The organism is Kitasatospora sp. NPDC005748 (genome assembly GCF_040630735.1).
Classification (GTDB): Bacteria; Actinomycetota; Actinomycetes; order Streptomycetales; family Streptomycetaceae; genus Kitasatospora.
On the sequence record NZ_JBEXYD010000038.1, the window covers coordinates 60605 to 75903 of the forward strand.

The 15299-nt window shown below is 71.9% G+C and carries 8 protein-coding genes and 1 pseudogene; 6 read left to right on the top strand and 3 right to left on the bottom strand.

The annotated features are described in order from the left end of the window. Positions 1 to 834: 834 nt before the first annotated feature. Positions 835 to 1356 carry a hypothetical protein gene (locus tag ABZ495_RS24845; RefSeq protein WP_359808646.1) on the bottom strand — a complete coding sequence of 174 codons (522 nt, stop codon included), beginning with the start codon at positions 1354 to 1356 and terminating at the stop codon, positions 835 to 837. A 443-nt stretch (positions 1357 to 1799) separates the two neighbouring features. Between ABZ495_RS24845 and ABZ495_RS24850 the strand changes: the two genes are divergently transcribed. From ABZ495_RS24850 to ABZ495_RS24870, 5 genes and pseudogenes are all read left to right on the top strand, one after another. Further along, positions 1800 to 4340: a hypothetical protein gene (locus ABZ495_RS24850; RefSeq protein WP_359838164.1), complete on the top strand. Its 2541-nt coding sequence runs from the start codon at positions 1800 to 1802 to the stop codon at positions 4338 to 4340. A gap of 302 nt (positions 4341 to 4642) precedes the next feature. Continuing rightward, a pseudogene (locus tag ABZ495_RS24855) lies at positions 4643 to 5103 on the top strand (winged helix-turn-helix domain-containing protein). A 1567-nt stretch (positions 5104 to 6670) separates the two neighbouring features. Further along, positions 6671 to 6967 (top strand): hypothetical protein, encoded by a 297-nt coding sequence (locus tag ABZ495_RS24860; protein WP_359812056.1) that lies wholly within the window; start codon positions 6671 to 6673, stop codon positions 6965 to 6967. A gap of 881 nt (positions 6968 to 7848) precedes the next feature. After that, positions 7849 to 8004, top strand: a complete 156-nt coding sequence (locus ABZ495_RS24865; protein WP_359812053.1) for a hypothetical protein — start codon at positions 7849 to 7851, stop codon at positions 8002 to 8004. Then, the gene (locus tag ABZ495_RS24870) at positions 8001 to 8327 is read left to right on the top strand and encodes a hypothetical protein (protein ID WP_359838166.1); all 327 of its coding nucleotides are present in this window, start codon (positions 8001 to 8003) and stop codon (positions 8325 to 8327) included. Before ABZ495_RS24865 ends, ABZ495_RS24870 begins: the two co-directional genes overlap by 4 nt. Before the next feature lie 390 nt (positions 8328 to 8717). Here the strand turns inward: ABZ495_RS24870 and ABZ495_RS24875 are convergent, their stop codons facing one another. Next, positions 8718 to 10880, bottom strand: coding sequence for a HEAT repeat domain-containing protein (locus tag ABZ495_RS24875; RefSeq protein WP_359812048.1), 2163 nt, complete (start codon positions 10878 to 10880; stop codon positions 8718 to 8720). Positions 10881 to 11673: 793 nt separating this feature from the next. On the opposite strand from ABZ495_RS24875, the gene ABZ495_RS24880 reads away from it, so the two are divergent. After that, positions 11674 to 13011 (top strand): ALF repeat-containing protein, encoded by a 1338-nt coding sequence (locus tag ABZ495_RS24880; RefSeq protein ID WP_359838168.1) that lies wholly within the window; start codon positions 11674 to 11676, stop codon positions 13009 to 13011. Between the two features lie 380 nt (positions 13012 to 13391). Here the strand turns inward: ABZ495_RS24880 and ABZ495_RS24885 are convergent, their stop codons facing one another. After that, positions 13392 to 15152, bottom strand: a complete 1761-nt coding sequence (locus tag ABZ495_RS24885; RefSeq protein WP_359812042.1) for a trypsin-like serine protease — start codon at positions 15150 to 15152, stop codon at positions 13392 to 13394. Positions 15153 to 15299: the final 147 nt, after the last annotated feature.

Consider the following 15299-nt stretch of genomic DNA (forward strand, 5'->3'; position numbering starts at 1 on the left):
GGCCTGGGCGGTGACCTCGACCGGCTCCGGCGGGCCCGGCTGGCGCTCTGGCCGGACCTCTCCAGCGATGTCCCCGCAGTTGTGGCCGGCCTCCCGGACGAGGGCCTGGTCGAATTCGTGTGGGAGGACCGGGACGGCCGGATCACCAGCACGGTCGCCGACGAGACCCAGTTCACGGCACTGGCCGCCCAGGTCTGTGGTGCCCGTGCCTGCCGTCCTGCCGATGGACGTCGATGGGCGCAGCCCCTTGTTCACGGCCGTGCTGCCCGACGGGGACGGCGTCCTGCGCACCCGGTGGCGCGCGCGGAGGCGACCCCGGGCGACCGGGACTGGGCCTTCCTGAAGACCACGGCAATGAGGCCGACACGAAGGGCCAGGGCAGGCTCGTGCCTTGGCCCTTCGTGTCGGCCAGGCCGTGAACGGACAGCACCAGCCGAAGCCGGTGGTCGCGTGGCGGGCCCTGACCAGGGTGACAGCGGAAGACCGGGATGAGACCCTGGCGCCTCTCGGCCCATATCCCCCGTCTCTCGCTCGCCTCACCTGTTCTGCCTGGGGTAATGACCTGGTGGTGGGTTGTCCGGCCGGAGCCGGCAGGGCCCCGGCCGCCCTGCGGCCGAACCGCACGCCGAGCTCGAAGGTCCTGCCGGCACCCGGCCTGCTGTCACCCCGGCGGAGCAATCCGCCGGCACTTCCACAACTTGCTGACAACCAGCCGGGCCTGTTCTGAACCACCAGGTCAGAAAGTGCGGCTCGTGCGCGCGGGCCCGACTCCCACTTCCCGCCTCCGCCTGGTGCGGGAATCCGGCCCGTGTGCGCAGGGAGCGACCGGGTGTTCTAGCCGGCTGGCTGCAAGGTCCAGTGGTGCGGCTCGATGGGGGCCGGCCTCACCACGAGCCGGCCGGTCACGCCGGGATCGTCGACCAGCTTCCCCCACGAGGCGGACCGGTCGCCGGGGGTGTGCTCGATGTCGGCCCACACCGTGCTGCCAGGGCCGGCGGAGCCATAGAAGACGGTCCATTCGGCGTACCGGTCGCAGTTGTCGCTGATCCCCACCTTGTGGTCGTCCGTCAACCTCAGGCAGCCGCGCGGGGCCGAGTTCGGCACGGAGACGTTCATCGTTCCGTTGGGCCGTTGCTGTACCTGCCAGTTCGCCGAGGTGTACGTGCTGTCCGTGCAGTCGCCCAGTGACACTGTGCCGACAGGTCCGTGCAGCTTGGGCCAGACCAGGCACTTGCCGTCCGTGAGGGCCGCGAACCGGTAGACCCCGTCGATGAGGGGGGCGGCGTGGGCGGGCTGCGTGAGCGCCGAAGTGGCCGCGATGGCGGCGGCCATGAGGGCGATGACTCGTGAACGCATGGGACGGACTCCTCGAACAGCCGTGGTCGTACCGATCGCACGGCACTGACACGGTTTCACACGATCCGCCGGAGACGGCGACGGCACCGATCATGGAACACCGGCCCGCCCGGGTAGCAGTCGGCGGTCGTCTCTGTCACTCGCCTGGCTGAGTCACGTCACCCGACGGTGTGGTGGCTCGGGCTGCGGGTGTCGTACGTCAGCGGCCCAAGGGCGGGTAGGCATGGAAGTGATGTTCGGGGGCGATCGGCCCTCGGAGGTCGTGCGGACGGTCGAGGGGAAAGATTCCGAGTCATATTCGTTCACTATGTGACCAATATGAAAAGTAGGTCCGGTCCATACTTACCGCACCTTTACCCTGGTCGACGGACCGGACTGACGACCCGCCAGTCCGACTGCCGATCAGAGGTGGAGAACCAGTGCTGAGAAGCCCGCGTCCGCCCATGCCGATCACCGCCCGAAGCCGTCGCACCGGCCGCCGTCCGCTCGGCGCCGCCACGGCCGTCGCCGTCACCTCCGCGCTCCTGCTGCTGGGCCTGGGGGGCGTCGCCCCCGGGGCCGGCGCCAGCCCGGCCGACACCGCCGGCGGGGCGTCCGCGCTGGTGAAGACCGTGCAGAACGCCACCCACCCGGGCGCCGCCACCGCCGAGCACGGCGACACCCTGAACTGGGCCGTCACCTACCGCGGCGGCACCTCCGGCGGCGCCGCCGCGCCCGCCGTCGTCACCGACCCGATCGCGGGCGCGGGCAACTCCCAGACGTACGTGCCCGGTTCGCTGAAGGTCCCGCCCGGGTGGACGCCGTCCTGGTCGACCGACGGAAGCACGTTCGGCGCCACCGACACCGGCACCGCGACCACCGCCGTCCGGGCCGGTAACCCGGTGCTGCGCGGCGTCGGCACCGGCGTCTCCCCGCTGCTGCTCGCCCCCGTCCAGCCCACCGCGCAGTCCACCGGCGGCGACGGGTTCACCCCGATCCTGCACCGGACGGCGTCCGGCGAGATCCAGTCCTGGAACATCTACCACCACGCCGCGCCTAGCGCCCCGCAGGTGGTCTGCCTCAGCCTGACGGCCGGTCAGCCCTGCACCGGCGGCCCCTGGCCGCGGCCGCTGAACACCACCGTCGGCCCGCTCGGCAGCGGCGCCACCGGTGACATCGGCAGCCCGCTCACCCCACAGTACGTGTTCGACCCCGCGCACCCGAACCAGGTGCTGTACCCCGCCGTCACCGCCGCCGCGGTCGGCGTCGGCTGCCTGGACCTCGACGCGCAGGCGAACTGCGGCTTCACCGCCCTCACGCCCACCGGCGGCTCGCCCAGCAGCGTCAACAACCTCGCGGGCCTGGTGCGTTCCGGCGACAACCTGTACGGCGTCGCCAGCAACGGCCGGGTGCTCTGCCTGGCTCTCGCCACCCGCACCCCGTGCGCCGGCCAACCGTACGCGCCCGTCGCCCCCGGCAACCGTGACCTGCCGAGCACGCCCACCGCGCTCTACTTCGGCGCGCTCACCGCGATCGGCGACAAGGTCTTCGTCTCCAGCTCGCCGCAGGCCGGCACCTCCACCGTCCCCGGGCCGCCCGAGCTCGGCTGCTTCGACACGGCCGCCCTCACCGCCTGTGCGGGCTGGGACACCCAGCACCCCGCCGGGCCGAACGCCAACTACTACACCTACAACGCCTACACCGCGTACGACACCGCCGGGCACCCCGACGGCGTCTGCACCAGCACCGTCGGCGGCGCCAACGTCCTGACCACCTGCTACGGTCTGGACGGCTCCGTGCACGCCGCGCCGAGCAGTCTCGGCGCGCTGGCCGGCAACGTGCTGACCTTCAACCCCGAGACCGTCACCACCGGTACCGGCACCCGCAGCTACTTCCCGATCTGGGGCGGCGGGGTGGCCGGCGCGACCGTCTGCCACGACTGGGCCACCGGCGGCCCCTGCGCGGGCTTCCCGCTCCCGGCCGGGCACCCGAGTGCCCACGGCGGCGACACCCGCGACTACGGCTACAGCTACGACTCCACGACCCGTTGCCTGATCGGCCTCGGCGACGCCGGCGTGCTGTTCTCGCTCGACCCGACGACCGGCGCCAGCCCCTGTGTACACAGCGGTGCCTCGGTCACCCTCGAACCCGGCGACTTCTACTGCGACGGCGCGAGCGGCCACGTCCAGGGCTACGACAAGGTCCGGCTGACCGACATCGACCTCTCGCACATCACCCTGTCGGCGTCCCGGGTCCTGGTCACCGACCCCGACGGCACGCCCGTCGCGACCCCGGCGCTCGGCGCGGACGGCACGGTCGACCTGTCCGGCATCTCCGTCACCGCGCACCCGGCCCTCACCGTCACCGCGCAGCTGGTGCTGACCACCTCCGCGGACTTCACCAACGGCAACCACCCCTCTCTGGTCGTCGAGTACCGGGGTGACGGGCCGCAGGTCTGCTTCCGCACCACCGTCGCGGCCGCCTGCACCGCCACCGCCGTCACCAACACCGCGAACGGTAGCGACGCGAACGGCGCGCTCACCTCCAACACCGTCACCACCGCGGTCGCGCCCGGCACCGGCTGCCAGCCCCGGGTCACCGTGGAGAAGGAGATCTGCGGCTCCGCCAACTCCCACGACTGTCTGCCCGGCGGCCCCGGGCCCTGGGCCAAGACCAGCCCCGTGGGCCTGCTGGGCCTGCTCGGCACCGCGCACTGGCGGATCACCGTCAGCAACGCCGGACCGGTCGACGCCGCGTCCGTCACCGTCAACGACGCCAGCACGCCCGCCTGCCGGCAGGCCGCCGGCACCTTCGCCCTCGCGGCCGGCACCAGCCGCGCCGTCTACTGCGACTCCCTGCTGCTGGCGCTCCCGCTGAAGAACACCGCCTCCGCGAGCTTCGTCGCCGCGAACGCGCCCGCCGGCACCACCCCCACCACCACCGCCCCGTCCGCGGCGGTGGCCTGCTCCCTGCTCTGCATCCTGGCGGTGCCCGGCAAGGACTGACCCACCCCCGATCGGTACGCACGACGCCCCGCCCCCGAACGGGTGGATTCAACAACTCGCCGCAACCCGACGGGGGTGGGATCGTCTTCAGGCAGCTCGAAAAAGCGCTTGGCTGGGGTGTCCCAGCCAAGCGTCTTCCTGGGCCTGGGGTTGAGTAGACGTTACTGACATCGGCTCGTCAGGGTGAACCTTGGTGAACTTCCTGACGGGTCTGGGTCGGTGGCTGTATTCGGTGGTGTGTGAGGTATGCCGATGGGGGCGGACTGACCCCTGCTGGGCGTGAGCGCCGACAGGCGGTCCGGATTCAAGCGGCCGAGCTGTTCGAGCGGAAGATCAAGCCGTCGGAGGTCGCGCGTCAGCTGCGGGTGAGCCCGAAGTTCGGTACCGGTGGCACCAGGTCTGGCGGGAGGGCGGGGCCGAGGCACTGGCGTCACGTGGTCCGAGCGGGTCGCGGTGCCGCCTGTCCCCGCACTGCCTGGAGAAACTGGCCGCGTACCTGGACCAGGGCCCGGCCGCGCACGGCTGGGTGGAGGACCAGGTGTGGACGGCCTCGCGGGTGGCCACGCTGATCGGGCGCAAGTTCCACGTCTCCTCCAGCGTGTCCGGGGCGACGAGGTTGGTGCACCGGCTCGGATTCAGCCCGCAGGTTCCCGCGCGGCGGGTGGCCGAGCGCGACGAGCAGGCCGTCACCGCCTGGAAGGAGGTGACCTGGGCGGAGGTAGAAGCGCCCGGCCTGACCCTCGCCACCCCTACGTCACCCTGACAAGCCGATGTCAGTAGGGGGCGGTATGTCAATTTCTGGATGATCTGGTGCCGCCCGTTCGCGGGTGCGGAGTCGTTCGGGCTGACTTGCACGTCGTGTGCATGATGGGGTCGGGGGAAACGGATGCCGTACTCAACGGATTCGTCCGACGGGCACTGGGCCTTGGTCGAGCCGCTGCCCACGGCCTGGAAGCAGGAGCGGGTGTCGCGCTCGGCGACCCGGGAGCCGACCGGCGCCGATCGCGCCCTGGCCGCCGCCGTCGACCCGCGCATGACGACGCCCGCGATGGCTCCGGAGCCGGCCGCGAGAACGGCCTTCCACTTCGCCGACGTGCCGATCTACTCACAGCTGGCAGCCTCATGGTGGGTGAGTGGCCGGACCGTGCCAGGCCAGCCCGACCCCGTGTGGGAGACACTGGTCGGCGGTCCGGGCCGTCGCCGGGCGATCCCGACCGCACGTGAGTCGCTGACACGTGACGCCCGGATCCGATGACGAGGCAGCCACTGTCCTGATCGAGAGCACCGTGGCGGCCGTCAGCGCCGGCGACGACCGGCGGAGCAGTCGGTTGCTGCGCTCCGCCGTTGAACCAGAGCAGTCCGCCGGGACGGTGAACGGACAGGTGGCAGTGGGTGAGCACCGCCGACCAGGACGGCTCAGGCCCGGCGAGCGCCCGGCCCGTATGCCGCTCCGCCCAGCCGTCCTCCCCCCGAAGGACACGGTCGGGGGCCGCCGGGACGATCAGCGCGGGGCGACGGTCCAGGAACTCCGGCCAGGGCCGACAGCCAAGCCCGGTGCCGCTGATCATCTCCATGCGCGCCCTGTTCCCCCTGCCCGGAGCACTCACCCAGCCTCTGGGTATGTCACATCATCGGCCAAGCCGCAGCCCGGGCGCGGGCGAATCGACGAACGGGAACACACCCTGGGCAAGTCGGCAAGCCCGGCCCAGATCTCCCCGGCTGGTCCGGGCCCCGGCCATCCGCACGACCGCGAGAACGACCAGTCCCCTGGCCTTCGCCAGGCAGCGGCCGGCCCGTGGGGCGGGACCGCCTCTGGGCGACGGCCTGGCCATAATGATGATCGCCGCCAGTGCCCTCAAGGCCGCCAGCAACCGCCCTGGGCGGACCCAGCCGCCGTCCCGGACCCCAACCGACCGCCCCACGGCCCGCCGAGCACCCCTCGACGCCATCACCGCGCCGCCACGTCCGCACCCCCCGCCGATGTCCGCAAAGCCGCCCTCCGCCATGCCCCTGCCGCCGCTGGCCTCGAAGCCGCGACCGCTGTAGGCCCGCCTGCCGCTCCGGCCGCCGACGCTGCTCCCGGGCCCGGTATTCGTGACGCCGATCGTGACGCACCATCCGGCGAACCTTGATGGCCCAGGTCAACCCCCGTGGTGAAAGACCGCTCAAAGCCGACGGGTCACGTCACGAGCCACAATGGAGTGCGGCCCGCCCCGCCCACCCGCGCCGGGTCCGAACTGCCTTTCCGGGTATGCCTTCTGGGCTGGCGCTCACAGGACCGGTACGGTGCCGTGGATGGCCTGCGCCGTCGTCGATGCGGGGGGTCGCACATGTCGAGCACCATTTTCCTGCTCCTCTCCATTGGCCCGCTCGTCATGGTTCTGGCGATGATCGTCTGGCAGCGGGCGGGCGAGGCGAACGACGCCTACACCGGGGTGGTCACCGGCCGGTGGGTGCACAGTTCGATCGGTACCTACGGCCCGTCGGGCCATCTCATGATGGGGATCCGCACCGACGAGGGGCGGGAGGTCACCATCGAGGTGAACAGTCGGACGTACCGGTCGCTCGGCGTCGGCGACCGGGTGGTCAAGGCGCCGGGTGCGCGCTGGCCGGTGCGGTCGGACTGACGAAGCGAACAGCTCTGCCGCATCGTCCGGCATGCCTCGCCGCCCGCGACCACCTTCGGGCCACCGCAGACCGCGCGCGGCTCGCGCACCGAAACCGCCGGTCGGGCCGCGAACTGCAGCAGACGGCCAAGGAGCGCTGGCGCGAACTGGTGAGCCGTCAGCCCCAGGCCGAGGTGCCCACCCGGCCCACCGAGCGGTACGGACCGTGGGAGTGGGAGCGCCCGCTCTCGGACGGCTGAGCCCGCACCATGTGGCGCGTCCCGACGCCTCCAGCCCGCGCGCCAGCCCGGTCCACGTCCTGCTCCACCACGGCTGACCGGTCGGCTGGGTCGAGGCCGCCATCCACGATGTCCCCCAGTGGGCGGAGATCCTCCACGGCCACCCCGGCCGGACCGCTTCGTCCGCGAGCCCCGCCACGACCAGGTCGCCCTCCACCCCTCCGCGCTCCACGCCATCGCCCACCCTCCGGGCCGCCCACCGCGACCCGCGATCCCCAGGACCCAGCCGTCCAGGCCGCGCGGGCTCCGCGCGTCCCGCACCGCGGGTGCGGCTCCCGCCCTGCACCCGCAAGGGCTGGTGCGGTAGTCGTGCCGCTACCGCACCGCACTGCCTCGTCCCGCACCGCAAGGCCGGCGGACCGCACCGGCCGTGCGGTGCGGGCTGGCGGTCTGTGGTGTCGGTCACGGACATACCGGGAGGACAAGGCCTCAGGCCGGGGCGAATCGGGCGGGGCAACACGCTGGTCAAGGGGTCGGACAAGGGGTTCGGTGAGGCCGCGGACAAGGGGGTGGTGTGCAGTGTCGGCCGCACCCGGGCGCTGGTCCGGGTGCCGGGCCGGCCACCGCGCCGGATCCGGCCTATCGCTGACGGAAGGCCACTCGATGACCACCACCTCGCTCGCCGTTCCCGACCCGGACGACGGCGACCAGGCCGCCGACCACCCGACCAACCGACAGGCGAAGGCCTCGACCGGCCAGGACAAGGGCCTGGGCGGCCCCTCCGGTGGCGCTTCGGCGGCCAGGAGTGGACCACCTTGATACGGGCGCTCGACAACGAGGACGGTGACCTGCTGCTGGAGCAGCAGCAGGAGGCTGCCAGGCGGGCCCGCGAGGCGCAGTGGGAGCGGGTGGAGCGTGATCGGCGCCGTCCGGCCTGCACCCGATACGAGGCGTGGTTCTTGGACGAGCGGTGGGCCGAACAGGAGCGGGCCGACACCTGGGACGACGACCGGCTGTGCGCCCGCTGCCGCCAGGACGTGGCCGAGCAGCGGGCGCGGGATGCCGCCGAGCGTGAGCGGGCCGCCGTGGAAGCCGTGGCCGCCGAGGCGAAGCGCACCTACTTCTGGTGGCGCCGGACCTGACCTGTCCTCATCCTGGTGCAGGCCGCTGTCCTGCATTGGGGAGTTTCGCCACCGCCGCTGACCTGCACTGGGAAGTTTCGTCCCCGGCCGGTGAGTTTGACCCCGGAGCTGCCGGTGAGTTTGGCCGCCAGGGGCCGGCTGACCCTGGGCCCGGAACCCTTTCATTTTGCAGGTCAGGGCCGGTGAGTTTCGTCCCGGCGTGGTCCGTTCGGGTGGCGGCGGGGTTCGGCGCGGCGGTCGGGCGGGACCGAGAGCGGTGTGCCTCTCGCCCGTCCTGAACGCCCGCAGGTCAGGCCCGCGCTGTGGGCCGTCCTCCATGAGAGCGGACAGCGTCGCCAGGCCTGCCGTGTTGGAGCAGGGCGTCCAGACCGGAGCGGTGTCGGCCGCGCGTCAGGCTGTCTGGCGGATGACGGCCCGGCCGGCGTGCTGGAGGTCCTCGTCGTCGGCGATGCTCCCGAAGTAGCCGCCGCCCCGGCGTGCGAGGGCGAGTTCGGCGTGGATGAGAGGGAGGGCGGGCGCGGCGGAGGGGCCCATCCGTTGCAGGCAGTCCAGGACGCGGCCGACGGTCGTGCTGTTCTCCTCCCACGTCTCCAGCAGCACGGGCAGGACGGTCCCCACCTGGGCAGGGCCGCCGATGTCGTAGATCGCGGCGGCGGCGTAGACCCGGGTTACGGGATGCCCGCCTTCGAGCATCTGCCTCAGGCGGGGTAGTGCTTCGCCCGCCGGCGCCCCGATCCGGCCGAGGAGGTCGGCTGCGTCCTGGTTCTTGCCGGTGTCGAGCAGGGCGGTCAGCCGCGGCACCGTGTCGCCGGGATTGCCCTCGATGTCCCACAGGGCCTTGGTGGCTGCGAAGCGCAGGTCAGGGTCCTCGGCGTCGGCGATCGGCCGGATCACCGCCAGCGCGGCTGTGGCACCGGTGCCGATGGAGCCCAGGTTGTAGAGGGCCGCGCCCGCGGTACGCCAGTGCCCCTGCTCCAGGGCGGTGACGAGCGCCGTGGCGAGCGCCGGGACAGCCGCCGGGCCGCCGAGCTTGCCGAGGGCGGCCATGAGCGTGGGCGCGGATCCCCAGGGCCAGGAAGACAGGTCCGCGTCGGCCAGGAGCCGGGTGATCCTGGGCAGTAGTTCCCCGGCTGCTTGGGGGAGGTGTCCGGCGACCTGCAGGGCACGCCAGTCGTCGGTGCCGGTGTCGAGCGCCGTCAGCAGGCTGGGCAGGGCCCGCTCGTCGCCGAGGCCGGCCAACGCTGTGACCGCCTGCTGATGGGCCCGGCGTAGCAGCGGGTGTCGTGCGGCCCAGACGTTCGGGCAGGAGGTGGTGCGGTGGGCCTCCACGAGAGCGGCGAGGGCTTCGCGTGCCGGTTCGGCGAGGGCGGTGGGGAGTTTGCCGAGGGTTTCGGCTGCTTCGGCGGCGGTGTAGGGGTCGTCGGGTCGCAGGTTGTCGGCGAGGGCGAGGACGAGGCCGGTGTGGTCGCCGCGCCGGGAACGGATCAGGTCCCAGGTCATGGTGATGGCGTCATGGCGGGTGGCCCGGTCGGGGCTGCGGAGTTGGGCAATGAGCAGGGCGGTGCGCTCGGGTACCCGTGCGTCCAGGGCCCGGTGGAGGGTGGTGAGCAATTCGGTGGTGGGGGCGTGGATACGGCCGTGGCGGTCGAGGTCGTCGAAGATCGCCGCGAGCTGCGGCGAAGCGCCCTGGTCCGGTGCTGGTTCGGCGGCGGTGTTCAAGCAGCCGCACTGCCCGCAGTCCGTCGGCCGGGCTCCGACTTCGGAATCGGCCTCGGCCGCCCCGTCCTCGGGCTCCGGTTCGGGGGTGAGTTGCTGAAGCAGGCCTATCGCCGTCGGGACGAGGCAGGTGTCGATGGCCTCCGGCGTGCAGGCGGCCCGGTGAACGATGGCGGCGAGCCGGATGTCGGCGTCCAGCGCCGGGTCCGTGGCCAGAGCGGTGAGCCAGGCCGTCACCGGGCCGAGCGCGGTCGGCAGCCGCTGGGCCAGGGTCGCGGCGGCCTCGATCACCAGCAGCCGCTCCACGGTGCCGTTCTCGGCGGCCAGTCGCTCGCGCAGCAGGGCGAACGCCCGTTCGGTGTTGTCGAGGAACATCCCCAGGGCCGGGACGGCGGCCTGCCGTACCCGCGGGTCCGGGTCCGCCGCGTGCCGCACGAAGTCGTCGCCCCGCTCGCGCAGTTGCAGCATGGCGTCTGCATCGGGGAACGGCTCGTCGACGGACGGATCGTAGTTGGACAGGCCGTCTTCGTCGACAAAGGACAAGCGCTCCAGCGCTGAGCGCCCGATGCTGACCAGGAGCCCGACAACAGCTGCGCGGTCCGGCGTTCCGGAGTCGTTGGCGAGCGTGGCCAGGAACGGCAGGCTCGCCACCGTGGACTCGTAGACGGAGCCCTGGTGGAGGGCCGAGTTGTAGAAACTGCTGAACGCCTTCTCCCGGACGACGGAGTCGGGCGAGGCCATCTGCTCCAGCCACAGCGGTACGTCGTCGGCCGGACCGTAGGCGTGGCCCATGGACGACCAGTCGATGTGGTCGGCACCGTCAAAATTGTTGATCATGGGCCGCACAGTGCCACGAGACACTGACACAGCAGTCGGGCAGTGCTTCGTCATGGCGCATCATCGACACGACCCTGCATGCCTTCGACCCCCGGCCTGGCCCGGGCCCTGACCGGCCGGGTGCATGCGTCCCCGGGGGCCACGGGGTGGAGGCCAGGACCCGGACGCCAACCGGTAGTTGCCCGACAGCCACAGCACGCTGGCGCACTCCCAGCCGTACAACGACGGCTCACCCCCTATGAATCGGTTCGCGTTGGCGGCAAATCCCTGCGCCGACACGTACACCGCGTCCCAGCCGACCTCGGCCATAGCCTCCCATCCACCAGATGCTGCCCGACATCCTCGCCCGCATCCTTCCAGCAGGACGCGCTCCACCACCGCCACCACCGCACCGTCCCCGCCGGCCTTGAGGGCGAGACCGTTACCGAGCGCCTGCCGTGCTCCAGGCCATCGCCATCCTCCGGGCCGCCCTCCGCGATCGCGACCTCGAAGCCCTGCCCGCCGGCGCCTGGCACCCGCAGCAGTATCCGGGCCCATGCTGACCAGAGCTCAGCTGATTGAGCGGGGCGTGAGAACCCCTTCGTCTGCCCGGTGCGCTCCGGTCCCTGCGTGGGAGGCCTGCTGAGGATCGGTGAGCTGTTCGGAAGGCCCGATGAAGGACGAACAGGAGAGCAGCGCCAGGGGCGGCCGGGCCCTGGCCGGGAATTTGGAATGGTGATCGGATGAAACGATCTATGCTGGCTGAATTCACGATCTCTCCCCGTGTTCTCCGCTCAAGAAGCAGGTCTGGTTGATGAAGTTGCCCAAGGTGTCCGCCGTTCTTGCCGCCGCTGCGCTCGCGCCCGCTGTGCTGTTCCCGTCGATGGCGTCCGCTGCCGAGCAGCCGGCGCCCGCGGGGGTGTCCGGTCCGGACACGGCGTCCGATGCGTCGGGGGACCATGACTCCCAGGAGGCGCTGGACCGTGCCGAGGTTCAGCGGATCCTGGCAGACAAGGAGTCGGGGCCCGGTGTTCGGGAGGCTGCCGAGAAGGCTCTCGCCGGTACCGCGGCCGACCTGCGGCACTTCCTCACCGCCGAGTTGGCCAAGCAGCGTCGGGCCGACAACCAGGTGAAGGTCGCCCAGTTCTACAACGCTGGCGGACCCGCGATGCGTAGGGCCGTCGTGGCCGCGCTCAACGGCACCTACGACGACATCCTGAAGTTCCTGCAGGAGGGCCAGTACACGGCCCGCGCGGAGGACGAGGAGCGCGCCGAGGTGCAGCGGATTCTGGAGGACAAGGAGTCGGGCCGCGGGGTTCGTGAGGCGGCTGAGAAGGCTCTCGCCGGTAGCGCCGCTGACCTGCGGCATTTTCTCACGGTTGAACTGGAGGACTGGCGTTGGCGCGACGACAAGGTGAAGGTCGCCCAGCTCCTCAACAATGGCGGACCCGCGATGCGTAAGGGCGTTGAGGCCGCGCTGTTCGGTTCGCATGAGGACATCCTGAAGTTCCTGAAGGAGGGCCAGTACGTAGCCCGCGCGGAGGACGACCGGGTAGAGATTCTCACGATCCTCGCGGACAAGGAGATCGGCCCGAGCGTCTCCGAGGGGGCCCAGAGGGCCTTGGGCGGCACGCCCGCCGACCTGCGTCGCTTCCTCGAGGTCGGTCTCGCGGACGCGCGGGTGATCGACAACCGGGTGAAGGTCGCGCAGATCCTGTCGGTCGGTGGTCCCGCGGTCCAGAAGGCTGGGGTCGCCGCGTTGAAGGGTTCTCCCCAGGACGTGGTCGCCTTCCTGAAGGAGGGCCAGTACAAGGCCCGTGCCGAGGACGAGGCCAACGCGGCGGCCGCCGCCAAGCCGACCGCGCCGGTCCAGCAGCCTGACCATGCCCAGAACACCGGCACCGGGCAGAGCGCCCAGACCGTTGTCCAGCCCGTCGGTTCCGTGAGCACCAGCACTGGCACCCGTGCCACCCCGGCCCCGGCTGTGATGCCCGCGCGGGTCGCCTCCGCCACGGCTCCCGTCTCCGGTCAGCTCGCCGCGACCGGTGTGGACGAGGGGCTCGGCTGGGAGGCCGGCGGCGCCGCCGCGGCCGTCGCCGCCGGTGCCGCCCTGGTGGCGCTCTCACGTCGCCGGCACGCCGCCGACAGCTGACCGCGACCCCGCACACCCTGGTGCCCCCGGCCGTTGGTCGGGGGCACCTTGTGTCTGGCGTCCGGCTGGTCCGTCGACCCGGCGGCCGGAGGCTGTGCTTGGTGTTGTCACCGGCGTGGGCCGGCGGCCGGGGGTGCGAAGGCAGGCCGGTGACCGTGAGGGAGTGGCCGTGCCCCGAACGGTCCGTGGCCGCCCATCGAGCATCGTTCGCTCGCGCGGGGCGGCGGACGCCGCATCACCGGGATGGGTGCCCGGTGATGCGGCGGTCCTGCGCCTACGGGCGGTGCCGGTGTTGCCGTCGCCGGCTGGCGGGCGGGTCTGGCCTGTCGCGCCTGCGCCCCCGCCGGGAGGTGTTCTGTCCCGGGGCCGCGGGGCGTGTTCTACAGGAGGGTCCAGCCCTCGTCGGCGGGGTCGACGGCCCAGAGGGTGTTGTTGGTGTCGCGGATGTAGGTGACGAGGTGGTGGTCAGCGGGGTCTTCGACGGTGTGGGGCTTGGTGTCGGGGGCCATGACGGTGCCTGCGGGGGTGCGGTCGTACTGGGTCCAGCCGTCGCCGGATCCCTGGGGTTCGAAGGAGTTGAGGTAGTTGTCGGGGCCGTTGACGTGGACGACGACGACGATGTGCCCGTTCAGGGGGTTGATGCTGGCGATGGGGTCGGTGGCGGCCTTGGGGCCGTGGTCGAGCCAGCCGGCGCCGAGAGGGTCGACGGACCACAGGTGGTTGGCGGTGTCGCGGATGTAGGTGGTGAAGTGCCCGTTGGCGGGGTTGACCACGGTGCTGGGGACGGCGTCCGGGGCCATGACGGTGCCCGAGGGCGTGGGGGTGAACTCGGTCCGGACGCCGCCGCGTTCGTCGATGGAGTTCAGCCGGTTGTTCGGCCCGTTGAGGAAGACGACGACGTGGCCGTCGTTGGGGTTGACCACGGGGGCGGGGTCGGCGGCGGCGATCGGACCGAGATCGTGCCATCCCTCGCCCGCCGGGTCGACGGACCACAGGTGGCTGTCGGTGTCCCGGATGTAGGTGACGAGGTGGTTGTCGGCGGGGTCCACGACGGTGCGCGGGACGGCGTTCGGGGCCAGCACGGTGCCCGCGCCGGTCACCGTGAACTGGGTCCACCGGGCGGCCTGCTGGTCGTAGGACCAGAGCCGGTTGTTCGGCCCGTTGACGTAGACGACGATGTGGTGGTCGGCCGGGTTGACCAGGGCGGTGGGGGAGCCGGCGGCGTAGGCGCCGAGGTCCTTCCAGCCCTCGCCCTTGGGGTCGACGGACCACAGGTGGTTGACGCTGTCCTGGACGAAGGTGACCAGGTGCTTGTCGGCGGGGTCGGCGACCGTGAACGGCGACCCCGCAAGGACAGACCCGGACGGCGTCGTGTGACGGGTCCTGTTCACCCAGGTGCTGAGGTCGTCGGTGCGGGTGCTGGAGGCGCCGGTGCGGGTCTCGGTGGCGGGGGTGCCGAGGCAGCCGCCCTGCCAGGAGCGGGAGGCGACGGCGACGAGCTCGGCCTTGCCGTTCGTCTCGCGCAGGAGCGGGGCGCCGGTGTCGCCCTTGCAGACGGCCGAGCCGTTCACACCGGTGGTGTCGATCGCGGTGGGCCGGGCGGCGTCGAGGGTGAAGGTCCCGGTGTGGAGCTTGTTGGGGACCCACTCGGTCTTGGTGCGCCCGTAGGCGGGCATGCGCAGGCTCTGGCCACTGGTGGGAGCGGTGGTGGCGAGCGGGAGGGTGGCGATGCCGTCGACGGGGGTGGCGAGGCGGGCCATGACGAGGTCGCGGTCCTGACGGGGCGCCAGTTCGACGATGTCGGCCTGCTGACCGGCGCCGGTGGTGAGGTCGGTGCGTCCGACGGTGGCGGTGGTGCGCCACTTCGGTCCGCCGGCGGCGAGGTTCTGCGGTTGGGCGGGGTCGTCGGCGAAGCAGGACGCGGCGGTGATGATCCAGTAGCGGTCCACCAGCGCGCCGGTGCAGGCACGGAAAGTGTCACCGACCGCGATCTTGGCGGTGAAGGCGTAGGAGCCGTCGGCTGCCGGGTCGGCGGAGACGGCAACGGCCGGTGTGCTCCAGCCTGCGGTGAGGGTGCCTGCGGCGATGCTGATGGCGAACAGGCCCGCACGCCAGGTGCGGGCTGAGGTGGTGCGAGACATGATGCGGTTCCCTGAGCTTGGCGTTTATCCTCGTCGGCCTTGATGTTCCTTGATCGAGTCTGCTCGTTTGGCCGTCTTGCCGACGTTGTGGTGTGGGGCCCGTTGCTTGTTCTTCGAGCCGGGAGGCCGTCCCGGGCCTGGCCGGGA

What these genes read in the sequence shown, in the direction of transcription:
- ABZ495_RS24845 (WP_359808646.1), bottom strand. Translation starts at nt 1,356, where the DNA reads ATGCGTTCACGAGTCATCGCCCTCATGGCCGCCGCCATCGCGGCCACT.
- ABZ495_RS24850 (WP_359838164.1), top strand. Translation starts at nt 1,800, where the DNA reads ATGCCGATCACCGCCCGAAGCCGTCGCACCGGCCGCCGTCCGCTCGGC.
- ABZ495_RS24860 (WP_359812056.1), top strand. Translation starts at nt 6,671, where the DNA reads ATGTCGAGCACCATTTTCCTGCTCCTCTCCATTGGCCCGCTCGTCATG.
- ABZ495_RS24865 (WP_359812053.1), top strand. Translation starts at nt 7,849, where the DNA reads ATGACCACCACCTCGCTCGCCGTTCCCGACCCGGACGACGGCGACCAG.
- ABZ495_RS24875 (WP_359812048.1), bottom strand. Translation starts at nt 10,880, where the DNA reads ATGATCAACAATTTTGACGGTGCCGACCACATCGACTGGTCGTCCATG.
- ABZ495_RS24880 (WP_359838168.1), top strand. Translation starts at nt 11,674, where the DNA reads ATGAAGTTGCCCAAGGTGTCCGCCGTTCTTGCCGCCGCTGCGCTCGCG.
- ABZ495_RS24885 (WP_359812042.1), bottom strand. Translation starts at nt 15,152, where the DNA reads ATGTCTCGCACCACCTCAGCCCGCACCTGGCGTGCGGGCCTGTTCGCC.